At 43.2% G+C, this 22,995-nt stretch carries 29 protein-coding genes; 28 read left to right on the top strand and 1 reads right to left on the bottom strand.

Going from position 1 to position 22,995, the window contains the following annotated elements; all coding sequences use genetic code 11:
* The first annotated feature begins 12 nt into the window (after positions 1–12).
* From OCV88_RS06030 to OCV88_RS06050, 5 genes are all read left to right on the top strand, one after another.
* On the top strand, positions 13–441 hold the full coding sequence (locus OCV88_RS06030) for a prepilin peptidase (protein ID WP_158424674.1): 429 nt from the start codon (positions 13–15) through the stop codon (positions 439–441).
* A 3-nt stretch (positions 442–444) separates the two neighbouring features.
* Positions 445–690: a hypothetical protein gene (locus tag OCV88_RS06035; protein ID WP_158424675.1), complete on the top strand. Its 246-nt coding sequence runs from the start codon at positions 445–447 to the stop codon at positions 688–690.
* Complete coding sequence (locus OCV88_RS06040) at positions 687–1,802, top strand: FHA domain-containing protein (protein WP_262590814.1); 1,116 nt, start codon at positions 687–689, stop codon at positions 1,800–1,802. The genes OCV88_RS06035 and OCV88_RS06040 overlap by 4 nt, the downstream gene beginning before the upstream one ends.
* A gap of 57 nt (positions 1,803–1,859) precedes the next feature.
* Positions 1,860–2,489 (top strand): rhomboid family intramembrane serine protease, encoded by a 630-nt coding sequence (locus OCV88_RS06045; protein ID WP_158424677.1) that lies wholly within the window; start codon positions 1,860–1,862, stop codon positions 2,487–2,489.
* 75 nt (positions 2,490–2,564) lie between these two features.
* A complete protein-coding gene (locus OCV88_RS06050) occupies positions 2,565–3,002 on the top strand; it encodes an HIT family protein (RefSeq protein ID WP_158424989.1) in 438 nt (145 codons plus the stop codon).
* 184 nt (positions 3,003–3,186) lie between these two features.
* Here OCV88_RS06050 and OCV88_RS06055 read toward each other — a convergent pair whose 3' ends face one another.
* Positions 3,187–4,251 (bottom strand): undecaprenyldiphospho-muramoylpentapeptide beta-N-acetylglucosaminyltransferase, encoded by a 1,065-nt coding sequence (locus OCV88_RS06055; protein WP_158424678.1) that lies wholly within the window; start codon positions 4,249–4,251, stop codon positions 3,187–3,189.
* 309 nt (positions 4,252–4,560) lie between these two features.
* Here OCV88_RS06055 and OCV88_RS06060 point away from each other — a divergent pair, with 309 nt between their 5' ends.
* The 23 genes from OCV88_RS06060 (at position 4,561) to OCV88_RS06170 (ending at position 22,989) form a co-directional block, all read left to right on the top strand.
* Positions 4,561–4,872: a hypothetical protein gene (locus OCV88_RS06060; protein ID WP_158424679.1), complete on the top strand. Its 312-nt coding sequence runs from the start codon at positions 4,561–4,563 to the stop codon at positions 4,870–4,872.
* An 87-nt stretch (positions 4,873–4,959) separates the two neighbouring features.
* A complete protein-coding gene (locus tag OCV88_RS06065; protein ID WP_158424680.1) occupies positions 4,960–6,306 on the top strand; it encodes a glucose-6-phosphate isomerase in 1,347 nt (448 codons plus the stop codon).
* 304 nt (positions 6,307–6,610) lie between these two features.
* Complete coding sequence (locus OCV88_RS06070; RefSeq protein WP_262590816.1) at positions 6,611–7,984, top strand: SH3 domain-containing protein; 1,374 nt, start codon at positions 6,611–6,613, stop codon at positions 7,982–7,984.
* Between the two features lie 349 nt (positions 7,985–8,333).
* Positions 8,334–8,765 (top strand): NfeD family protein, encoded by a 432-nt coding sequence (locus tag OCV88_RS06075; RefSeq protein ID WP_158424683.1) that lies wholly within the window; start codon positions 8,334–8,336, stop codon positions 8,763–8,765.
* 30 nt (positions 8,766–8,795) lie between these two features.
* Positions 8,796–9,734 carry an SPFH domain-containing protein gene (locus tag OCV88_RS06080; RefSeq protein WP_158424684.1) on the top strand — a complete coding sequence of 313 codons (939 nt, stop codon included), beginning with the start codon at positions 8,796–8,798 and terminating at the stop codon, positions 9,732–9,734.
* A gap of 68 nt (positions 9,735–9,802) precedes the next feature.
* The gene (argF, locus tag OCV88_RS06085) at positions 9,803–10,792 is read left to right on the top strand and encodes an ornithine carbamoyltransferase (RefSeq protein WP_158424685.1); all 990 of its coding nucleotides are present in this window, start codon (positions 9,803–9,805) and stop codon (positions 10,790–10,792) included.
* A 2-nt stretch (positions 10,793–10,794) separates the two neighbouring features.
* Complete coding sequence (locus tag OCV88_RS06090; RefSeq protein ID WP_158424686.1) at positions 10,795–11,772, top strand: biotin--[acetyl-CoA-carboxylase] ligase; 978 nt, start codon at positions 10,795–10,797, stop codon at positions 11,770–11,772.
* 9 nt (positions 11,773–11,781) lie between these two features.
* Positions 11,782–12,120: a DUF6145 family protein gene (locus tag OCV88_RS06095; protein ID WP_158424687.1), complete on the top strand. Its 339-nt coding sequence runs from the start codon at positions 11,782–11,784 to the stop codon at positions 12,118–12,120.
* 1 nt (position 12,121) lies between these two features.
* Positions 12,122–12,898 carry a type III pantothenate kinase gene (locus tag OCV88_RS06100; RefSeq protein ID WP_158424688.1) on the top strand — a complete coding sequence of 259 codons (777 nt, stop codon included), beginning with the start codon at positions 12,122–12,124 and terminating at the stop codon, positions 12,896–12,898.
* A gap of 2 nt (positions 12,899–12,900) precedes the next feature.
* Positions 12,901–13,863 (top strand): tRNA dihydrouridine synthase DusB, encoded by a 963-nt coding sequence (gene dusB, locus OCV88_RS06105; protein WP_158424990.1) that lies wholly within the window; start codon positions 12,901–12,903, stop codon positions 13,861–13,863.
* 78 nt (positions 13,864–13,941) lie between these two features.
* A complete protein-coding gene (locus OCV88_RS06110; RefSeq protein WP_158424689.1) occupies positions 13,942–14,571 on the top strand; it encodes a hypothetical protein in 630 nt (209 codons plus the stop codon).
* A gap of 20 nt (positions 14,572–14,591) precedes the next feature.
* Positions 14,592–15,071, top strand: coding sequence for a transcription elongation factor GreA (gene greA, locus OCV88_RS06115; protein WP_158424690.1), 480 nt, complete (start codon positions 14,592–14,594; stop codon positions 15,069–15,071).
* Between the two features lie 15 nt (positions 15,072–15,086).
* Positions 15,087–17,009 (top strand): lysine--tRNA ligase, encoded by a 1,923-nt coding sequence (lysS, locus tag OCV88_RS06120; RefSeq protein ID WP_158424691.1) that lies wholly within the window; start codon positions 15,087–15,089, stop codon positions 17,007–17,009.
* A gap of 219 nt (positions 17,010–17,228) precedes the next feature.
* Positions 17,229–17,699 (top strand): DUF6075 family protein, encoded by a 471-nt coding sequence (locus OCV88_RS06125; protein ID WP_158424692.1) that lies wholly within the window; start codon positions 17,229–17,231, stop codon positions 17,697–17,699.
* Positions 17,686–17,859, top strand: a complete 174-nt coding sequence (locus OCV88_RS06130; RefSeq protein WP_262590820.1) for a hypothetical protein — start codon at positions 17,686–17,688, stop codon at positions 17,857–17,859. The genes OCV88_RS06125 and OCV88_RS06130 overlap by 14 nt, the downstream gene beginning before the upstream one ends.
* Positions 17,860–17,869: 10 nt before the next feature.
* The gene (locus OCV88_RS06135) at positions 17,870–18,655 is read left to right on the top strand and encodes a ParA family protein (RefSeq protein WP_158424693.1); all 786 of its coding nucleotides are present in this window, start codon (positions 17,870–17,872) and stop codon (positions 18,653–18,655) included.
* On the top strand, positions 18,645–19,544 hold the full coding sequence (locus tag OCV88_RS06140) for a ParB/RepB/Spo0J family partition protein (protein WP_158424694.1): 900 nt from the start codon (positions 18,645–18,647) through the stop codon (positions 19,542–19,544). Before OCV88_RS06135 ends, OCV88_RS06140 begins: the two co-directional genes overlap by 11 nt.
* The gene (locus OCV88_RS06145; protein ID WP_158424695.1) at positions 19,525–20,616 is read left to right on the top strand and encodes a DUF6017 domain-containing protein; all 1,092 of its coding nucleotides are present in this window, start codon (positions 19,525–19,527) and stop codon (positions 20,614–20,616) included. The genes OCV88_RS06140 and OCV88_RS06145 overlap by 20 nt, the downstream gene beginning before the upstream one ends.
* Position 20,617: 1 nt before the next feature.
* Positions 20,618–20,953, top strand: a complete 336-nt coding sequence (locus tag OCV88_RS06150) for a DUF6050 family protein (protein WP_262590822.1) — start codon at positions 20,618–20,620, stop codon at positions 20,951–20,953.
* Positions 20,954–21,097: 144 nt separating this feature from the next.
* Positions 21,098–21,478 (top strand): helix-turn-helix domain-containing protein, encoded by a 381-nt coding sequence (locus OCV88_RS06155; protein WP_317258604.1) that lies wholly within the window; start codon positions 21,098–21,100, stop codon positions 21,476–21,478.
* 103 nt (positions 21,479–21,581) lie between these two features.
* Positions 21,582–21,743 (top strand): hypothetical protein, encoded by a 162-nt coding sequence (locus OCV88_RS06160; protein ID WP_262590825.1) that lies wholly within the window; start codon positions 21,582–21,584, stop codon positions 21,741–21,743.
* Positions 21,744–21,898: 155 nt separating this feature from the next.
* Positions 21,899–22,546, top strand: a complete 648-nt coding sequence (locus tag OCV88_RS06165; RefSeq protein WP_158424698.1) for a sigma-70 family RNA polymerase sigma factor — start codon at positions 21,899–21,901, stop codon at positions 22,544–22,546.
* The gene (locus OCV88_RS06170; protein ID WP_158424699.1) at positions 22,543–22,989 is read left to right on the top strand and encodes an RNA polymerase sigma factor; all 447 of its coding nucleotides are present in this window, start codon (positions 22,543–22,545) and stop codon (positions 22,987–22,989) included. Before OCV88_RS06165 ends, OCV88_RS06170 begins: the two co-directional genes overlap by 4 nt.
* Positions 22,990–22,995 lie beyond the last annotated feature (6 nt).

Genomic DNA, 22,995 nt, shown 5'->3' on the forward strand with positions numbered 1-22,995 from the left:
AATAGAATAAAAATGGCTGGAAATATACTGATGGGAATTTTGCTGGGAATAACAGGGCTTTTGGACTGGAGAAAGAAATATGTGCCTTTATGGATGACTGCACTAATCTGTGTATTAGCAGTTATATTAAAAATAATAATGATGCAGGAAAATATTCTGGAGGATATAGCAGGAGGAATATTCCTTGGTGTGCTGCTGCTTGGAATCAGTAAGGTTACAGGAGACAGTATCGGAGAAGGGGACGCCTTCATCCTGCTTGGGATTGGAATTTATATGGGGGCTCTTGAGGCAGTCTCAGTACTGCTATACGGGCTTTTAGGATGTGCATGTGCGGGTGTGATATTTATCGTATTAAAAAGGAAAAAATGGAAGGATCAACTGGCATTCATACCATTTCTGTTTGCGGGATATGTAGTGCGGGCGTTCTTGACGGGAGGCTAGAGGATGAGTAAGGTTCGATATTTAAATATACCTTTAAAGGCTTCATTTACTGTGGAAGCATCTGTTATTTTTCCTATTGCTATTTTCATAGTTGCTATTGTGATTGAGATTTCAGTTTCTCAATGCCGGGAAATAGAAAACATGGCAGAACAGGTATCTTTGGTTACCGAATTTAATCCGGTAAAAGTTCTAAGGTCTGAAGAATGGATGAAGGAGCTGCTGCACGGGCTTTGGAGGAATGTAAAGTGAGAATTGAATATAAAAAAAATCTAAATGAAAGTTTTATGATTCTTAAAGATGCTGAGTATTCTTATGAAAACTATGAATTGTTAATGTTGTTGAATAACAGGATTCCGGGATGCCTGGAAGTGCAGATTATTATCAGTGACGGAAAGATAGAATATTGGTATGAAATTACGGGAATGTCTTCTCTGGATACGTTATCTGAACTACATAATAATATAGAAGCATCCTGTATTCGCAGAGTGATTGAAGATTTATATGATACAAACCAGAACCTTCGAGAGTATTTGCTGGACGGTATGAATATCTGTTATCTTCCGGAGATGATCTATCTGGATAGAAGTACCGGCAGGTATAGATTCTGCTATCTTCCGGGAGGACATAAGAACGGGGACTTAAGACTCCAGGGACTGATGGAATATATTCTTACCAAGATAGATCACACTGACCGGGAAGCGGTTAGAATGGGATATGATCTATATGAAAAGAGTACTCAGGAATGCTGTTCCGTGCGGGAATTGCTGCATTGTGTTAATCTGCCTCAGAAAAAGGAAGCTGTAAAAACGGACATCCAAACAGATATAGAAGAGAAAAAGGAAAATATGCAGAGGGAGGTGAATAGCAGACATGAAGAGAAACATGGGGGCAGGAAGGTTATATCAGAGCTGAAAAAGCATCTGTTTGGAGGTGGCGAAAGGAAAGCGGATAAATCAGGTAAAACTGTTTATGGGGAAGTCTTACGTCAGCTGGCGGAGACTGACTATGTGGCTGAAGAATATCAGACAGAGACTCCTACCGTGCTTTTGAATCTGGAAAAGCAGCTTGTAATCAGCAGTCTTATATATTCTGGTAATGGACACGAAAAAGATTTTTTACTGGAAGAAGAAGTATTTTTAATCGGCAAAGATCCTAAAAAAGTGCAGGGTGTAATAGGCTCCGCATCCATCAGCAGAGTTCATGCCAGGATTATCAGAAAAAATGGGGACTATTATATTGAAGATTTAAATTCTACAAATGGAACGTTCGTAAACGGTCAGGAGCTTGCTTACCGGCAGGCTATAGTACTGGAAAAAAATGACAGAATATTATTTGCAGACGAAGAATATATCTTTTGTTGACAGTATACGAAGAAAATGTTAAGGTGCCCTTTATAAACACAATAAAGGAGTGTGGCAATGGATCGTGGTCAGGGGCATAGAGGTAACAGTGAGAATAGCTATATAACACCAGTGAATATTACGTTTGCAATTATTAATGCTGCCGTCTTTTTTATCTTGTCTTTTACTGGTGATACTCAAGATGGGCTGTTCATGTATCAATATGGTGCGATGTATCCTCAGGCTGTGCTTGACGGAGAGTGGTACCGCCTGGTAACATCAGGCTTTCTCCATTTCAGCCTGGAACATTTATTTAATAATATGCTGCTTTTGGTTTGCCTTGGCAGTTATCTGGAAAAGGAATTTGGAAGGATTAAATATATTATTTTTTATTTGGCAGCCGGAGTTTTAAGCAGCACTGCTTCAATGTTTTATATGCTTTATAGTGGGGATACTGCAATATCAGCCGGGGCTTCAGGAATCGTATTTGCTATGATTGGCGCATTACTGTATTTGATCATTCGAAATAAAGGACGTTTTGAGAATCTGACAATCCGGCGTTTCCTGATTATGATTATCCTGTCCTTATATTTTGGCTTTACATCAGTAGGAGGAAATGTAGATAATGCGGCCCATGTGGGAGGGCTTTGTTCAGGATTTCTTCTTGGCATATTAATGTATCGAAAAAAGAAGATGCATTACCATTGATTTTAGAAAAAGAAGTAATTATACTTAAAAATAAGAATCAAGGAGGAAAGCAGTTTGAGACTGCATGTGGTAAAAATGAAAGATGAAACTTGTATTTTTTGTAAACTTGCCAATGGTTCAATTCCCACCAGAACGATTTTTGAGGATGAAATGTTCCGGGTGATCTTAGATGCAAGTCCGGCTTCACAGGGACATGCTCTGATCCTTCCCAAGGAGCATTATGCCAATATATATGAAATACCGGAGGAGACAGCTGCGGCAGCTATGGTCTTGGCGAAACGATTAACGGATAAAATGACAAAAGCGTTAAAATGCGATGGATTTAATTTGGTACAGAATAACGGTGAGGCTGCAGGCCAGACCGTATTTCATTTCCATCTTCATCTGATTCCCAGATATCAGGGAGAAAGTAATGGAAAAATGCTTGCTTGGGAGCCCTGTTCTTTTAGTGATGAGGAGATGGACAGCGTTCAAGGACTTCTTGAAGATGCATGTAAGATGGATATCCAGTAGTTCCGGTTATTTGTGTTTTCAGAAAATAGAAGAGCAGGGTAAAAGTGTATAGATTTACCCAAATAATAAAACGAACGATACATGCAGATAAGGCCAGTAAGACTGGTTATAACTGCATGTATCGTTCGCTTTTTAGTTTAATCCTTATTATCGGAAGAAGATAATAAGGAAAACGTGAAGGGGGTTAATGACTGAGCTTCACAATTAGATCTGTTATTGTGGAAATGGGATCCAGCTGCCGGCTGTGAGTCATTGCTGAAATATAATCAGCTTTTTTATCTGAGACCGTTTTAACTGCAGTAAGGAGCTGTGAATCTGTCAGAGTATCTTCATCTAATACATAGCTAAAGCCCTGCTTCTGGAAGGAGTTTGCATTTAGAATCTGATCTCCCCGGCTTGCGGATGCAGACAACGGGATCAGAATATTTGGTTTGCGCAAAGCAAGCAGTTCACAGATTGCGTTTGCTCCGGCTCTGGATATAACGATATCAGCCAGTGCCAGCAGATCAGAAAGTTCCTGATTAATATATTCATATTGGATATAACCCGGAAATGTATTTAAAGAGATATCCAGTTTTCCTTTTCCGCAGAGATGAATAATATCATAAGTTTTTTGAAGATCTGGCAGGAGCCTTCGGACAGTTTCATTAATAAACTGTGATCCGGTGCTTCCGCCTATAATAAGCAGTACTGGTTTATTTCCGGAAAGTCCGGTAAAGGCCAGAGCTTTTTTGGCGGATCCTTCAAATAGTTCTTTTCGAATGGGGGAACCAGTTAATACTGCTTTCCCCTCCGGAAGGTGTTTGAGCGTTTCCGGAAAATTACAGCATACTTTGCTGGCAGCAGGAATGGCAATTTTATTTGCCAGCCCGGGGGTAATATCAGATTCATGGATAATAGCCGGGATTTTTGCGTGCTTAGCTGCCAGAACAACCGGGACACTGACAAAGCCCCCTTTGGAAAAAACAATATCCGGTTTTAATTTTTTCAGCAGAGATCTTGCCTGAAAATAGCCCTTTACAACTTTGGCGGGATCGGAGAAGTTTTTAGGGTCAAAATAGCGTCTTAGTTTTCCGGAGGAAATTCCATAATATGTAATTCCCTGTTCTTCTATCAGAGTTTTTTCGATACCGTTATATGAACCAATATAGTTAATTTCGTATCCGAGTTCTTGCAATTTTGGAAAAAGCGCGATATTGGGGGTAACATGGCCGGCTGTGCCGCCGCCTGTCATAATAATTCTTTTCATATTTGGCTCCTCTCTTATGAGAAATCAAAGATGTATAACATCCTGTAATTACTTTTATTATTAAACGATACCAGAGAAAAGTCAAGGATTCTCAGGAATGCATTTAAAACCTCAGAAAATGAAGAATTTTATCTGAAAAATAACATAAAAGCAGAATGCTGTCGATAAAGTAAAGCATATGTCGAAAGTTGCGACGAAAACTCCCGCTGACAGTCTTCCATTAAAAAAAGAGATTCTTTATAATATAGAAGAAACAGTATCAGAGCTAAAAATATGGCTGGATACTGACTGATTAAGAAGGAGGATCTTATGGAAAAATGGATGAATTTAATTGCCGGTGTTATAGAAGATTTCTGGGGAGAAATCGTACTGGCAATACTTGTGCTATCTTTATTACTTATGATAATTATGCTGAAATCAGTACGAAAAAATACCAGATTAGTAAAAAAAGTAGATGAACGGACGAAAGAGGTTATGAAGCTTTCAATGGAGCAGATCCGGAATGAATCAAAAAGAGAAGTAAAGGCGGCTGAAATACGGGAAAAACAGCCGGAAAATAAGTTGAAAAAGCAGGAAGAGGAAGAGCTTTTCGGCAGTGTAATACAGGAAATTTTTTCTTGAAAAGAGATAGGTGGTTTGCTAGAATAAAGATAGTTACAATTTGGTTATTAATGTAGCATATTTTATAAAAGAAAAGAGGAAATTCCAATGGACAAGATAAAATTTGATTATTCCAAAACAGCCGGTTTTATCAGCAGTAATGAAGTGCTTTATATGAAGAAGCTTGCAGAGGACGCTAAAAAGCTGTTGGTGGATAAAAGCGGTGCCGGTAATGATTTCCTAGGGTGGATTGATCTTCCGGAAGCTTATGACAAAGAAGAATTTGAACGCATTAAAAAGGCTGCCAGGAAAATTCAGAAGGACTCAGAGGTACTTGTTGTAATTGGAATTGGAGGCTCTTATCTTGGAGCGAGAGCCGCCATTGAATTTTTAAGACATAGTTTTTATAATAATCTGCCTAAGGAACTACGAAGGACCCCGGAAATATATTATGCCGGAAACAGTATCAGCAGTACATATTTGAAAGGACTTTTGGATGTGATCGGTGACCGGGATTTTTCTGTCAATGTGATTTCTAAATCAGGGACAACCACTGAGCCGGCTATTGCATTCAGAATACTGAAAAAGAGGCTGGAGGAAAAGTATGGCAGAAAAGAAGCAGCGGGAAGGATTTATGCAACAACGGACAAGGCCAGGGGGGCCTTAAAAGTTCTTGCCTCTGAGGAAGGATATGAGACTTTCGTTGTTCCGGATGATGTAGGAGGACGTTTCTCCGTGCTAACTGCTGTAGGGCTTCTTCCAATCGCCGTCAGCGGTGCTGATATTGATCAGTTAATGGCGGGAGCGGCTCAGGGCAGAAAACTGGCAATGGAGTCTGAGTTTGAAGAGAATGATGCGATGCAGTATGCGGCTGTCCGGAATATTCTTCACAGAAAGGGAAAATCCGTCGAAGTGTTGTCGAATTATGAGCCGTTTATGCATTATGTAGGAGAATGGTGGAAACAGCTGTACGGGGAAAGTGAAGGGAAAGACCAGAAGGGAATATTCCCGGCTGCAGTAGACCTGACTACAGACCTGCATTCTATGGGACAGTTTATTCAGGACGGCGCCAGAATTATGTTTGAAACTGTTATTGAAATTGAATCCTCAAGAGAAGAGCTTGTAATTGAGGAGGAGAAGGTTGACTTAGACGGCTTAAATTACCTTGCAGGTAAAAATATGGAGTTTGTTAATAATTGTGCATTAAATGGTACGCTTATGGCTCATACGGATGGAAATGTACCTAACCTGCTTGTAAAAGTTCCTCAACAGACAGAATTTTATCTGGGAGAACTGTTCTACTTTTTTGAGTTTGCGGTGGGGATCAGCGGATATATTCTTGGTGTAAATCCATTTGATCAGCCAGGTGTGGAAAGTTATAAAAAGAACATGTTTGCTCTGCTTGGCAAGCCTGGATATGAAGATGCCAGAGAGGAATTATTGAAGCGTTTGTAACAGCAGAAAATTGTTACAAATAATGACAGAAACAAAAGAGATGGGAGAAACCCAAAAAAAGGCTAAAAAAGGCTTTAATATGGGTGAAATCCCATCTTTTTTTGCCTGATAGATAGGATAAATGGAGGAGAGATAATCCTAAAACTTGACAGACATAAAATACTCTGCTATAATCCCTGATAAAACGTTGTAATAATTCTGTAATATTTGTAATACAATTGCATAATATATCACAGGATTGTAATACTAAAATGTAAGATTCATTTGGGAAACCGAGCGAATGAATCTGATTCAGGAGGTCATAATGAATAAATCAAGAAGGGTGTTAGAAGGCGGAATTGTAACTGCTGCTCTGGCAATTACAACCGTGGCAACAGCCGTTTCTGGAAATGTTAAGGACACTAGTCAGAGTAGTAAGCAGGCAAACAATGAAGCAGTATTTCTGGCAGGGCACAATACGGCTGGCAATGCAGAAGAAAAAATAGCTGTTGCTGCAGATAAAAGTGATACGCAGCAGGCGATAATAAACAATTCAGAAAAAAAATTAGTAACCGCAGAATTTGAGACAGTAAAACAGTCAGATGGAGCATCTGAGAATGAGATGGATGCAGGCAATGCTCTAGAAGCGGATGACATCCAGGGAGAAGTTGCAGATTCAATGTTTTTTGCCGTGCAGCAAAAAGCTGTGGTAGAAGACCATCTGGATACAGGGGCAGCGCAGAAGCCCCAGCAGAACCAGGAAGAGAAATCTGAATGGGACAAAAGGCTGATGGCAGATGTAGAGGATAATCTGAATGTCCGGTCAGAAGCGTCAGAAGAATCTGAGGTTATTGGAAAATTATATAAAGGCTCCGCGGCAGAAGTTGTTGAGACCGGAGATTCATGGAGCAAAATTAAGTCCGGAAATGTAGAGGGCTATGTAAAAAATGAGTTCTGTGTTTTTGGTGATGAGGCAGAAACTCTGGCAGATAAGGTCTGTACCACATATGCGAAATCAACTGCTGAGGGGCTTCGTGTAAGGGAAAAGGCTGATACAGATTCCAAGGTATTTACCGTTTTGAATAAAGGTGAAAAGCTGACTGTGGATAAAAAGGCAGAAGAAGCAGAAGGCTGGGTTGCGGTAAAATATAATGGTAAAACAGCATATATCAGTGACGATTATTCAGAGGTTTCTCAGCAGATTGGGAAAGCTATGACGCTGGAAGAAGAACAGAAGATGATTGAGAAGCAGGAAGCTAAGAAACGTGCTGCAGAAGCGGCGAAGCAAAAACAGCTTCAGGCATCGCAGGGGTCAGGGACTTCTGTGAAAACAGTATCTGTTAAAAAAGGCACAGGCGTATCTTCATCGGTAGATGATGTTACACTGCTGGCAGCTTTGATTTACTGTGAAGCCGGAGCAGAGCCTTATGCAGGAAAGCTTGCAGTTGGAGCGGTAGTTGTTAACCGTGTACAAAGCAGTGCTTATCCAAATACGATTTCAGGGGTCATTTATCAGCGAGGCCAGTTTGGCCCGGCTTCCAGTGGAAAGCTGGCAAAGATTCTTGCAAAAGGAGCGCCAGACAGCTGTTATAAAGCGGCAAGAGAGGCGTTAAGTGGTGTGGATAACACCGGCGGAGCAATTGGCTTCCATGCTGGAAAAGGTTCTGGTACTGTCATTGGAAATCAGACATTTTTCTAAATAGCAGCAAAAAAAAGCATAATCCGGATTGCAGTCTGGGATATGCTTTTTCTTTTTTTGCTCTATAGGAAATACTGTGTTGTGATAAAGCTGAAAAGTACCGATTCCTATAGAGTAAAAAAACGCTCCGCTGTGGATCGCACTGCGGCGGAATGGAGTCATGTCGCAAAAGTGACTCGCCGCAGGCGGAGAATCCTGCCGTGGCAGGATTCTTTTTTTCAGACAGAATTTGTGCTCCAAAAGAAATTCTGCGCAATGATAAGTTTCATGGAATAGTGTTGTAATAATGAGGAAAATATAGTATATTGAGAAAAAGATTGTGCTGATAATCAGCGAAAGGAGGCCCATTATGATAGCAATTGGATGGCTGATAATTCTGGTCATTCTGGTTGTTGCGGAGATTGCAACATTGGGGCTTACGACAATTTGGTTTGCCGGTGGAGCACTGGCGGCTTTTATTGCCTGTGTGGCAGGGGCAGGAATGCCTGTACAGATTATTTTATTTTTTGTGGTGTCATGTGTACTGCTGTTTTTTACGCGTCCCATTGCAAAGAAACATTTTAATCAGGATCGTATAAAAACAAATGCGGAGAGCCTGATTGGAGAGCAGGCGGTTGTACTAGAAGAGATTGATAATCTGAATGCGGCAGGCCAGGTGCGGATTCAGGGTCAGGAATGGACAGCAAGAGCGTCGGATGGGAGCGTTAAGATTCCAAAGGATACGGTTGTCACAGTTTTGGCTATTGAAGGAGTTAAATTGATTGTTAAAGAGGCAGAATAAAATAAACTGCGGAATGTTGGAGGTGTAGCTATGGGACCATTAATAGCTGTTATTATTTTAGTTATCATCATTGTAGCCATTTTAGTATCGTGTATCAAGATTGTACCTCAGGCCAATGCCTTTGTAGTGGAACGTCTTGGGGCATATCAAGGGACATGGGATGTGGGACTGCATTTTAAAATGCCGTTTATTGACCGGATTGCTAAACGTGTCCTTTTAAAGGAACAGGTTGTGGATTTTGCACCGCAGCCGGTTATTACAAAAGATAATGTAACAATGCGGATCGATACGGTTGTATATTTTCAGATTACTGATCCAAAGCTGTTTGCCTATGGTGTGGAAAATCCGATTATGGCCATTGAGAATCTTACGGCAACAACACTGAGAAATATTATTGGTGATTTAGAGCTGGATGAAACGCTGACTTCTAGAGAAACAATTAATACAAAGATGCGGGCCTCTTTGGATATTGCTACAGATCCCTGGGGAATAAAAGTAAACAGAGTAGAATTAAAAAATATCATTCCTCCACAGGCAATTCAGGATGCTATGGAGAAGCAGATGAAAGCGGAACGGGAACGCCGGGAAGCCATTCTGCGTGCAGAGGGAGAAAAGAAATCTACTATTCTGGTGGCAGAAGGTAAAAAAGCTTCTGCAATTCTGGATGCGGAGGCTGAGAAACAGGCTGCAATTCTGCGTGCGGAGGCTCAGAAAGAGGCTACCGTAAAAGAAGCGGAAGGTCAGGCGGAAGCAATTTTAAAAATTCAGCAGGCGAATGCAGACGGGCTTCGATTCCTGAAGGAGGCTTCTCCGGATTCAGCGGTACTTCAGTTAAAGAGCTTAGAGGCATTTGCAAGAGCAGCAGACGGAAAAGCTACAAAGATTATAATCCCGTCAGAGATTCAGGGAATAGCGGGGCTTGCCAAGTCAGTTGTTGAAGTTGCAGCAGATGGAAAGAGCGAATCATAACAGAATATTTTTGCGGGCTGTCCAACCGACAGCCCGATTGTCGTATGAGAAAGAGGAGGTTGTTGATTATGAATTTAAAAGGAAGAAATTTTTTAAAATTAAAGGATTTTTCCAGTGAGGAAATTTTGTATCTTGTTGATCTGGCGGCGAAACTCAAGGCTGAAAAGAAACAGGGGATTGCTCATGATACATTAAAAGGCAAAAATGTAGCGCTGATTTTTGAAAAGACAAGTACAAGGACAAGATGTTCTTTTGAGGTTGCGGCATATGATCTTGGAATGCATGCGACCTTTTTAGACCCCTCCGCTTCACAGATTGGAAAAAAGGAAAGTATTGCCGATACAGCAAGAGTTCTGGGAAGAATGTATGATGGCATTGAGTACCGGGGATACGGACAGGCTATAGTAGAGGAACTGGCAAAATATGCTGGTGTACCTGTATGGAACGGTTTGACAAATGAATTTCATCCAACGCAGATGCTGGCTGATATGTTGACAATACGTGAGCATTTCGGACGTTTAAAGGGTATTAAACTGGTATATATGGGGGATGCCCGTTATAATATGGGAAATTCTCTGATGGTTGTATGTGCCAAGCTGGGAATGCATTTTGTGGCATGTACAGCTAAAAGTTATTTTCCAGAGCAGGAACTGGTGGATTACTGCAGAAATGTTGCGGCAGAAACTGGCGCAACCATTACATTGACAGAAGATGTAATGGCTGGAACCAGAGATGCGGATATTATCTATACAGATGTATGGGTATCTATGGGTGAACCGGATGAAATCTGGGAAGCAAGGATTAAAGAGCTGATGCCGTATCAGGTAAATAAAAAAGTGATGGATAACGCGGGACCTCAGGCGAAGTTTATGCATTGTCTGCCGGCATTTCATGATCTGAAAACAACTATTGGCGAAAAAATTCATGAAAAATTCGGGCTGGATGAAATTGAAGTGACAGATGAAGTGTTTGAAAGTGAACAGTCAATCGTATTTGACGAGGCCGAAAACCGTATGCACACTATAAAAGCTGTGATGCTTGCTACTTTAGGAGAATAAAAGTGAAAGATAAAATTCTGGGCATGCTGCTTAAGGAGCAGGGATTTGTATCCGGACAGAAAATATGTGAAACTTTTGGTGTTTCCCGGACGGCAGTATGGAAGGCAGTTCATCAGCTCACAGAAGATGGGTATCAGATTGAGGCGGTAAGAAATAAAGGGTATCGTCTGATTCAAATGCCGGATTATCTGAGTAAAAAGGATTTCGTAAATCAATTACATACCGATTGGGCCGGAAGAAATATATATATTCTGGATGAGGTGGATTCAACAAATGATGAAGCGAAACGTCTCGCAGAAGGCGGGGAAGGCCACGGAACGGTAATTATTGCTAAAAAGCAGACTGCCGGAAAGGGGCGCAGAGGACGTTCTTTTGAATCTCCTATGGGCTGCGGCCTGTTTATGTCAATGATTATAAGAGATGATATTCTGCCATCCAGGGCATCTATGCTGACTTTGGTGATGGGGATTGCAGTAACAAAAGCTCTTGAAACGTTAACCGGCCTGAATGTTCAGATTAAATGGCCAAATGATGTTCTGGCGGGCGGGAAAAAAATATGTGGAATCCTAACTGAGATGAGTATGCAGATTGAATGTATGAACTATTTGGTGATCGGCTGTGGCGTGAATGTTAGAAATGAAAGTTTTCCGGAAGAAATGAAAGACCGCGCTACCTCTGTATTGCTTGAGGGCGTGGATTTAGTCAGCTATTCAGAGCTTGCGGCAGGTATATTAGAACAGTTTGAAGTATATTACCGGATGTTTATGAGAAACCAGGATCTGACAGAAATTGTTGATGAATATAATGAGTATTTGATTAATAAAAACCGACAGGTAACTGTATTAAATCCCAAAGACCAGTATGAAGGACTTGCCCTTGGCATTAATACACGGGGAGAGCTAATGGTTCAGACACGGCAGGAAGTAAAATATGTAACTGCTGGAGAAGTGTCTGTCAGAGGGATATACGGTTATATTTAGGAGCAGGAAATGTATCAGGATGAAATTGTTTTATGTGGTTCTAGCGCATATACTAAGAAATATTATTTGAATGAAGACTTTGAGGGACTTCCTCAGGCGATTAAAGATGAATTGAAAATTATGTGTGTTCTCTTTACCGAAGATATCGGAGGTGTTCTCTCGCTGAAATTTGATGAGCAGGGAAATCTGAACTTTGAAACTTCCGCGGATGAAGGAGATCTTTTATATGATGATATAGGCAGTGTGCTGAAGGTAAAACAGCTTCAGCGTACAAAGGAAGAGCTGCTGGAAGCTTTGGAAACATATTACCGGGTTTTTTTCCTGGGGCAGGACTGGGAGGAAGAATAGCATGTTGCTGACAATTGATGTGGGAAATACAAATGTTACAATGGGAGTGTTTGACGGAGAGGAGCTGATTGCCACATTCCGGATGACAACGAAGCTTCAGCGGACTTCAGATGAATACGGGATTACGATTATAGATCTGCTGGAGCATAACCGAATATCGTCCGGATGGATTACGGATATTATTATTGCCTCGGTAGTGCCTAATGTTATGCATTCCCTGGGGAGCGCCCTGATAAAATATTTTGGAGTAAAGCCTCTTGTGGTTGAATCGGGAATTAAAACAGGCGTGCGTGTGGCCACTAAAAATCCCCGTCAGATCGGAGCCGATCGGATTGTGGATGCTGCCGCTGCCTATGAGCTTTATGGCGGACCTGTAATTGTAATTGATTTTGGAACGGCAACCACGTATGATCTGGTGGATGCTTCCGGTGCATTTGTGGCTGGGGTTACAGCCCCTGGAATCCGGACGTCAGCGAAATCATTGTGGGACAGTGCAGCGAAGCTTCCGGAATTTGAGATAAAGAAGCCAGGCAGTATTCTGGCCCAGGAGACAATTTCAAGTATGCAGGCAGGGCTTGTGTATGGACAGATTGGTCAGACGGAATATATTATTCAGCATATAAAGTCTGAGGCCGGGATGGGGGATATAAAAGTCGTTGCCACCGGGGGGCTGGGGCGGATTATTGAGCAGGAGACAACTCTCATTGATATTTATGATCCGATGCTGACGCTTCGTGGGATGCGCCTTATTTTTGATAAAAATAGAATGGCAAAATAATGATGGAAAAGTTAAAAATAGGAAATGTAACACTTAACAATCCTCTTATACTGGCACCAATGGCAGGAGTAACTGACCTGCCATTTCGTTTGCTCTGCAAGGAGCAGGGAGCGGGGCTTTTATGTATGGAGATGGTCAGTGCAAAAGCAATCTATTATAAGAATAAAAATACGGAACAGCTGTTAGAGATTTCACCTGATGAACGGCCTGTTTCTTTGCAGCTGTTTGGGTCTGAACCAGATATTATAGCGTCGATGGCAGCGCGGATTGAGGAGCGCCCTTTTGACATTCTGGATTTTAATATGGGATGTCCGGTGCCTAAGGTAGTAAATAATGGGGAAGGTTCCGCTCTGATGAAGAATCCGAAACTGACGGAAGAAATATTGATGAAACTTGTGAAAGCAGTTAAAAAGCCGGTAACAGTAAAAATACGAAAGGGATTCGATGAAGACCATGTTAATGCTGTTGAGATAGCGAAAATTGCTGAGAGCTGCGGCGTGGCAGCGGTGGCTGTCCACGGAAGAACCAGACAGCAGTATTATTCCGGAAGGGCAGACTGGGATATTATCCGACAGGTAAAAGAAGCCGTGTCTATTCCTGTAATTGGAAACGGAGATCTGCTTTCTGCCGAAGATGTTGTTCGTATGAAAGCGGAGACTGGATGTGATGGATTCATGATTGGCCGGGGGGCGCAGGGGAATCCCTGGATATTCAGGCAGATTCTCCATAAACTTCAGACTGGGGAAGAGCTGCCAAAGCCCACCATTCAGGAAGTATCAGAGATGGTACTGCGCCATGCCCGTCTTCAGCTTGAGGTAAAAGGAGAATACACTGGTATCCGAGAGATTCGAAAACATGCAGCCTGGTATACGGCAGGGTATAAAAATTCTGCAAAGCTTCGTGGAAAGATCAATGAGGTAGAGAATTTTGAGCAGCTTGAGCAGCTGTTTGCCGGGCTTTTATAATTTTGGACAGATTTTTTCATAGCAGACATATAATGATAAGAAAATAATTTTTGCTGAGAAAAATGTAAAGGTGTTGGTATGAAGAAATTTAAAGATGTCTGGAAGCGGATACTGCAAATGATACGGGTATTTCTTGGGGAACATCAGAAAACAGCAGAGGAGAGACAGGAACCAAAAGAGGCTGTGGAAGAATGGGAAAATCCGTTTATAGATGATTTCAGGGAGCTGCTTTTGCAGATATTGGAACAAAGGAATCTGTCTTATAAAAAACTCCGTTTAATTGTAATTGACACGGACAGCCCGGAACAGTCCTATCTGGAGGAGGATGATATAGTCAGATTACTAGAGCAGCTGATGGAAGGGCTGAACGGTCTGGAGATTGTTACGGGCAGACCTGAATACTTCAAACAGTTTTTGGATCATATGTATGAAACTTATGGACTTTTGGTTCAGACATATCCGGAAAAGTACACAGGCCCCTTTGCCGGAAATCTGATTCTGGATTTGGAGAGAAAAACGCCTATGGAACCTGGAAAATATCCTAAGGATATTTTATATCTGCCAATACATAAGAAAAAATGGGAAATTTTAGAAAATAGCCATGATTCCTGTGCAGATTCCATAAATCTTGACATACAGATACCTATCGGCTATAATATTGTGACTGTCAAATTGAAAAACTCAGAATTAAATAGAAATAGAATGTAGCAAATCAGGAGGAGCAGTAAATGGATAAGAAGAATCTTTTGACTTACCAGGGTTTACAAAAACTGGAGAACGAACTTCAGGATTTAAAAGTAGTTAAAAGAAAAGAAGTTGCACAAAAGATTAAAGAAGCAAGAGAACAGGGTGATTTATCAGAAAATGCAGAATATGATGCTGCAAAAGATGAACAGCGCGATATTGAAGCAAGAATTGAAGAAATTGAAAAGATTCTGAAAAATGCGGAAGTAGTTGTAGAGGATGAAGTAGATCTGGACAAAATTAATGTTGGATGTCAGGTAAAAATCTATGACTGTGAATTTGAAGAAGAGTTAAATTACAAAATTGTTGGTTCCACAGAAGCCAACAGCCTCAAAGGTAAGATTTCCAATGAATCTCCTGTAGGTAAAGCGCTGCTGGGAGCAAAAATCGGAGATACCATTGAAGTAGAAACACAGGCAGGTGTTTTGACATACAAAGTTCTGGAAATCCAGAGATCTAACTAATAAGGAGAGATAAGAATGGCAGAGCAGAACAAAGGACAGCAGAAAGAACAGGATATCAGCCAGCTTTTAAAGGTGCGCCGTGAGAAGCTGAAGGAACTGCAGGATAACGGTAAAAATCCATTTGAAATTACTAAGTATGATGTGACACACCACAGTACTGAAATTAAAGATAGTTATGAGGAACTGGAAGGAAAAACTGTTACAATTGCAGGGCGTATGATGTTCAAACGCGTGATGGGCAAAGCATCCTTTTGTAACATTCAGGATTTGAAAGGAAGTATTCAGTCCTATGTTGCCAGGGATAATGTTGGTGAAGAGTCTTACAAAGATTTTAAGAAATATGATGTAGGCGACATTATCGGTATCAGAGGTGAAGTTTTTAAAACAAAAACAGGTGAAATTTCCATTCATGCAAGCTCTGTAACTTTATTAAGCAAAAGCCTTCAGGTACTTCCTGAAAAATTCCATGGCCTGACAGATACAGATACCCGTTACCGTCAGCGTTATGTAGACCTGATTATGAACCAGGATGTCAAGGAGACATTTGTAAAACGTTCAAAATGTATCAGTGCCATCCGCCATTATCTTGACGGACAGGGATTTATGGAAGTAGAAACTCCTATGCTGGTAAGCAATGCCGGCGGTGCGGCTGCAAGACCTTTCGAAACGCATTTTAATGCATTAAATGAAGATTTAAAGCTGCGTATTTCTCTGGAGCTGTATTTAAAACGTTTGATTGTAGGAGGAATGGAACGGGTATATGAGATTGGACGAGTATTCCGCAACGAGGGATTAGATACCCGTCATAATCCGGAATTTACGTTGATGGAATTGTATCAGGCATATACAGATTATCATGGTATGATGGATTTGACCGAGAATCTGTACCGTCATGTGGCTAAAGAGGTAACCGGTTCAGAAGTCATTACTTACGGGGAACATACTATGGACCTGTCCAAACCATTTGCACGTATTACAATGGTAGATGCCGTAAAACAGTATGCAGATGTGGACTTTAATGAAATACAGACAACAGAAGAGGCTAAAGAAATCGCAAAGGAACGTGGTATTATCTTTGAGGAGCGCCATGAAAAAGGCGATATCTTAAACTTGTTCTTTGAAGAATTTGTGGAAGATCATCTGATTCAGCCTACCTTTATTATGGACCACCCGGTGGAGATTTCACCGCTGACCAAGAAAAAACCGGACAACCCTGCCTATACAGAACGTTTTGAGTTCTTTATGAATGGCTGGGAGATGGCCAATGCATATTCCGAGCTGAATGATCCTATTGATCAGAGAGAACGTTTTGAAGCTCAGGAACGTGCTTTTGCGGCCGGTGATGATGAGGCGAATCATACAGATGAGGATTTCCTGAATGCGTTAAGCATCGGTATGCCGCCAACCGGCGGGATTGGTTTTGGAATTGACCGAATGGTGATGATGATGACAAATAGTCCTGCTATCAGGGATGTGCTTCTGTTCCCGACAATGAAGTCACTGGATCCGAAAAAGGGCGAGGTTAAGGCTGAAAAAGCCGAAGAAAAACCGGCGGAAAAGATTGATTTTTCAAAGGTAAAGATTGAGCCGCTCTTTGAGGAAATGGTTGATTTCGACACTTTCAGCAAGTCAGATTTCCGTGCCGTAAAGGTTGAGGCGTGCGAGGCAGTTCCGAAGTCAAAGAAACTTCTGAAGTTCACTCTGAATGACGGAACAGACCGGAAACGCACGATTTTAAGCGGTATTCACGAGTATTATGAGCCGGAAGAACTGGTTGGAAAGACCTGTATCGCAATCGTAAATCTGCCGCCCAGAAAGATGATGGGCATTGATTCCGAGGGTATGCTGATTTCAGCAGTATACGAGAATGACGGAAAAGAAGGGCTGAATCTTCTGATGGTCGATGACAGGATTCCGGCAGGGGCGAAGCTGTATTAAATCTTTGCAAAAGACTCCGAAAAGAATACTTTTTGTGGTACAGTACGACAAGAGTACGACAAATTAAACTCTCTTAAAGGGCTTTAATCAATGATTTTAAATTAAGCCCTGTTAGCACAAGTGAATAGAACGCATGATAAGGACACTTTTCTAAAAGAAATTTTAGAGGAGTGTCCTTTTTTGTTATGGTCGAAAAATTATGAATTGGAGGAAAATCAAATGGCAAACACAGCGACAGGAGCAAAAGTAAAACAGGAAAGAAAAATCACTTTCAAGAACGAGGAACATGAAAAATTTTACAACACCTATCTTTCAAAATGTCGGTATCAGGATTCGTATCACAAAACTCTCATTTATTGCCTGGGATTGTCGGAAGATACCAGACGGAATGTAAACCGGATCTATGACTTTGAGACGGGATTTATAAAGCCGGAGTGTCTGCAGGAAGGCTGGCAGACCAGCGGCAGTGAACGGATTGTCCGTTTGGCGTTTAACCTTTATACAGACGGGACGCCGACAACGGACGAATATGACGATACAGAAGAACAGATTACAGAGACACGGCTTTATTCTGTCAGCGATATATTCTGCACAGGGGATGCCAGATATTTTTGGGAAGCGATCAAAATCCGCTATCCGGATTACTGCTTCTATGTGGATTGGGAGGAGATGTTTTATGCTGAAGATTAGGCTGCAAGGAACCGTGAAGGATATTCGATGGTTTAAACATCTGTTGGAGAGACACCCGGAGATCCGGGTTCTCTCAGCATCAGAGATATTTTCTAATAAAGGGACGAACCGATATTTCCGCTCCTATGCGGAAGTTGAAAAGAAAGAGGAAGAAAGGTAGGTAAAGATATATGTGCAGAATTATCGCAATCGCAAACCAAAAGGGCGGTGTTGGAAAAACAACAACCTGTGTAAATTTAGGTATCGGTCTGGCAAGAGCCGGGGAAAAGGTGCTTCTGGTGGAAGCAGACGCCCAGGGCAGCATGGCAGTGAGTTTAGGCATCCAAGAGCCGGATGAACTGGATGTAACCTTAGTAAATATCATGGAGAAGATTATCAACGACGAAGACGTGGAGCCGGGAGAAGGGATTATCCACCATGAGGAGGGGATTGACTTTATCCCCGCCAATATCGAGCTTGCCGGATTGGAGACTTCCCTTGTGAACGTGATGTGCCGGGAGCAGGTGCTTCGCCTGTACCTGGACGGGATAAAAGACGGATATGATTATATCCTGATTGATTGTATGCCTTCTTTGGGAATGATCACCATCAATGCTCTGGTGGCAGCGGACAGTGTGCTGATCCCGGTGGAGGCGGCTTATCTTCCGGTAAAGGGATTACAGCAGCTTATCAAGACTATCGGCAAGGTACATAGACGGCTGAATCCCAGGCTGTCCATTCTGGGGATTCTGCTGACAAAGGTTGACCGCCGGACAAACTTTGCAAAGGATATATCTGAACAGATCCGGGAGGTTTACGGCAATAACATCCATATCTTTGAGAACTGTATCCCGATGTCTGTACGGGCGGCAGAGACAACAGCGGAGGGAAAGAGTATCTATCTTCATGATCCGAAAGGAATTGTGGCAGAGGAATACCGCCACCTGACCGGGGAGGTGCTTGCAGATGAAAAGTAAAAGTGCGGAAAAAATCAAGCTGACCTCCTATGACGAGCTGTTTGGAGCAGAAGAAAACAACGTAGAGGGAAAATATACAAAAGTCCCGTTAAGCCAGCTCCATCCTTTTAAGAATCATCCGTTTAAGGTACTGGATGATGAAAAGATGCAGGAGACGGTGGATAGCGTGAAGCAGCACGGCGTGATCCAGCCAGGGATTGTGCGCCCTTGCGCAGACGGATATGAGGTAGTGGCAGGACACCGGAGATGGAGGGCCTGTGAGTTGGCAGGAGAAACAGAGATGCCGGTGATTATCCGGGATCTGGATGATGATGCCGCCACGGTGCTTATGGTAGACACCAATATCCAGAGAGAGAACCTTCTGCCCAGCGAGAAAGCCAGGGCTTATAAGATGAAATATGAGGCGCTGAAACACCAGGGAAGCAAAGGGGACAAACATACGGCAGACGCCGTAGGAGAGAAAGCCGGGGACAGCGGACGGACAGTGCAGAGATATATCCGGCTTGCAAGCCTGATTGAAGGGCTTCTGGAACTGGTGGATACAGGCAGGATTGCGATGGTAGCCGGGGAGCGCTTATCTTTTCTGAAGCCGGAAGAACAGGAAATGGTGCTGGAAGCAGCGGGGAACATTGGCGCTTATCCATCTCCGGCACAGGCAGGACAGCTCAAAGCTATGAGTGAGGAAGGAACGTTTTCAGAAGGGAGCATCTATGCGCTTCTGGTAAAGAAAGAGGGCGGCGGACAGAGTGTGACAATCTCTTCAAAGAAGATCCGGGATTACTTCCCGCCGGCATATACGAAAACGCAGATTGAGGAAGTGATCTATTCGCTTCTGGAACAGTGGAAACAGAGAAAGGGGGAAGAAATAGATGCAGGAGATACAGTTTGATTACTTCCGTGGGATGGAAGCGGAACAGTACAGCTTTTACCGTGTCCCGAAGGTGCTGTTTACCGCAGAATGTTTTAAATCCCTTTCCTGTGAAGCGAAGGTTTTATACGGTCTGATGTTAGACCGTATGAGCCTTAGCATTAAGAACCGCTGGTTTGATGAGGAAGACCGGGTATATATCATTTTTACCGTGGAAGAAATAGCGGAGCTTTTGAACTGTGGAACGCAGAAGGCAGTCAAGCTGATGAAAGAGTTGGACAGCGGACAGGGGATAGGATTGATTGAAAAGAAACGTCTGGGCCTGGGAAAACCGAATGTAATCTATGTGAAAAACTTTATGCTGAAAGAGAAACATTCCTTTGAGCAGGAGAAAAAAACACCGGAAAACCTTGAAAATACACAGAATAGTGAAAATCACAATTCAAGGATTGTGAAAACCACAATTCAGCAATTTCCAGAATCACAATTCAAGAATGGTGAAAATCACAATTCAGGAATTGTGAAAACCACAAATCAAAAATTTCCAGAATCACAATTCAAGAATGGTGAAAATCATACTTCAAGAATAGTGAAAATCACAACTCAAGAAGTTCCAAAATCACAATCTAATAATACTGATATTAACAAGACTGATTTTAGTGAGACTGATCTTATCCAATCGTATCTATCCCATTCTGCGGGTGAAGTGCGCCCTGCTGGCAGTGATATGATGGAACGGATGGAAACCTACCGGGAAATTTTGCGGGTCAATGTGGATTATGAGGGCTTTGTAGAGAAAGGCGAAGGGGAGGATGTGGACGAGCTTATTGAGCTTATGGTGGAGATCCTGATGCTGCCGGATGACAGTATGGTGCGGATCGGCGGCATGGACAAGCCGGTGTCTGTGGTCAAGAGCCGGTTCCTGAAGCTGAACTGCTCCCACATCGAGTATGTCCTGTTCAGCCTGCACCGGAATACGTCCAAAGTGGCCAATATTAAGGCGTATCTTCTGACGACGCTTTATAATTCGTCTATGACGATGAACCATTACTACCAGGCGGAAGTGAACCATGACCTGTACGGAGGTGGCTAAGATGTATGAATTTGTAAAAAAGGTGATTGCCCCGGTGGGGGCGGCGGCAATTCTGGCGGCGCTGTTCTATCCCCTCTGTGTGGAGAATGGGCAGTGCGACTACCTAAAGTTGTGGATATTTATGGGAATCCCCTTTGGCATCCACCGGATGTTCTTGTGGATCATCCCGAAAGGCTTTGATATTGGTGGCACGGTGGGGATGTTTGTATTCAACCTGCTGGTCGGCGGCGTGATCGGAGGGTTCGTCCTGGCTTGGCGTCTTTTGATGGCGGTCTGTTATCTGGTGAAAACGGTGATTGCCGAGATTTCAAGAATTGTAAGGGCAAAAGCCATGTGAAATTTTTACGGAAGAAGAACAAGTGAATGAGAGAGTTACGAAAGCAGCTAAGTCCATGTACCTGGCTGCTTTTTTCTGCCTTTATGGCTGGGAACTTTGCGACACGGTGTCGCAAAGTGAAAATCTATCATGGAAGGAGGGACTGTGTTGGGGAACCGTGCGGGATCGCAGAGGCTGATCCAGTTGGGGGAACGCATACGGCAAAAGAGGAAAGACAGCCATTTATCCCAGGAAACCTTTGCAGAGAAAGCCGGTATCAGTGTCAACACAGTGAGCCGGATCGAGGGAGGACAGGCGGCGATGTCCGTGGAGATTTTCGCAAAGCTAGTGGAAGTCCTGGACACGGATGCCAATGAACTGTTGGGAAGAAAGCCTATGGGAAACAGGGAAGATGATCCGGCAGCAAAAACAATCGCCCGTATCCGGCGGCTGAAACCAAAAGAACAGAGGATTGTGCTTAAGACCATGAAAACCCTGATGGATGGGATGGAGGGAAAGGACGGATGGGAAATTCCACAGATATGAGGGGAACCGGCTATATTTTCCCCATATCTGCCAAGGGAATTTTGCTGCACGGCTGATACACTGGAAACACAGACACAGGAAATGTGGAGGGAGGGAAGGAACAATGACTAGGGAAGAAAACCTGCTTTACCGGAGAAGCTGTCCCTATGATGCCATGGGGGACTATTCAATCCTGATGGAAGAAAACCAGGACAGGGCAAAAAATCCGGAAGAAAAGCGGAACCGGACGGAACCAGCAACAGATCCGCTCCGGCAGTATCGGTAAGCATATAAGCGCAGAGGTGATCTGGCGGCAGAAGGAGTTTCAGGCTCCCGTTAAAAAAAACGGGTGTGCCGGAAACCTTTTTTGCTGCCTTTTGCCTGGATTCCTGTGCGCTGCCATCTGGCCGCCCGTAGCCTGCGGGCGGAAAGGTGGCTGTTATGGTGACATTGCAGGATTTAAAGTGGATCGTAAAACAACCGGGAAAAGAGGAAAAGGCTCCAACGGCAAGGTATTTGCTGGAGCATGGAAAACGTGTGGTAAGCATGGAAAATGGCAGGGATGTGCAGCTTCTGGTGTTTGCGGAAGGATGGGCGCTTTACCGGGTAGGAAAGTATACCACGGTTTTCCCCGTACATAGCTGCGGCGGTTATTGTTATAAAAGCCACGGGCGGCAGATTTTTGTGGACGCCGCTTTCTTTGAGGAACAGGAGTGGTATGTGCGCCTGATGTTAGAGGGAGAGGATCGTCTGATGAAAAACCGGGAATCAAGCCGGAAAGGCAAGGTCGTTTCTTACCATGCGGTTTCCGAGGAATGGTTTTTCCTGACTTCTCCGGTATTGCCGCCCCTGGAGCAGTTGATTGAAAAAGAGCAGATTTTGGAACTGATGGGACTTTTGACAAAGCGGCAGAGGGATATTGTGATCCTGTATTTTTACTATGGGGAAACTCAGGGGGAGATTGCAAAGACCCTTGGCGTTTCCCAGCCTGCGGTTTCCCAGGCGCTTATGGCGGCGCTGCGGCGGATGCGGGAAGGTCAGGAAGAAATCTTCCCCGGAAAAGCTGGCTTCGGGAGGTGTGCCGTATGAGAGGAAAACGCCCAAAGGAGCGGAAATGTTATGTGCTTCGTGCCGGGGATGGGACTGTGGTGGAAGTCACCAGGGAGGTCTATCTGGAATGGTATCAATCCCGCAGACGGGAGCGCTACCAGAACGAGAGAAAACAGAAATATGGCGTGTCCAGCCTGGAAGCCCTGTCGGAGAAAGGGATTCTCCCGGATGGGAGGGCAGACGGCCCGGAAGAGATGGTGATCCGGGAATTGTGTGTGGAGAAACTGCGTTCCGTGATGGAAGAACTGGCGGAAGCAGACGCTTATCTTCTGTATCTCCTGTTTTTTGAGGAAGTGACGGTAAAGGAAGCGGCGCAGCTTTGCGGGTGCAGCCGGAAAACCATTGCCAACCGGAGAAAGCGGATTTTAAGGGAATTGAATGAAAAACTGAAAGCGATGGGGATCATGGGAGGCTGCTTCTAAAAGGTT

The organism is Brotonthovivens ammoniilytica (genome assembly GCF_025566885.1).
Classification (GTDB): domain Bacteria; phylum Bacillota; class Clostridia; order Lachnospirales; family Lachnospiraceae; genus Brotonthovivens; species Brotonthovivens ammoniilytica.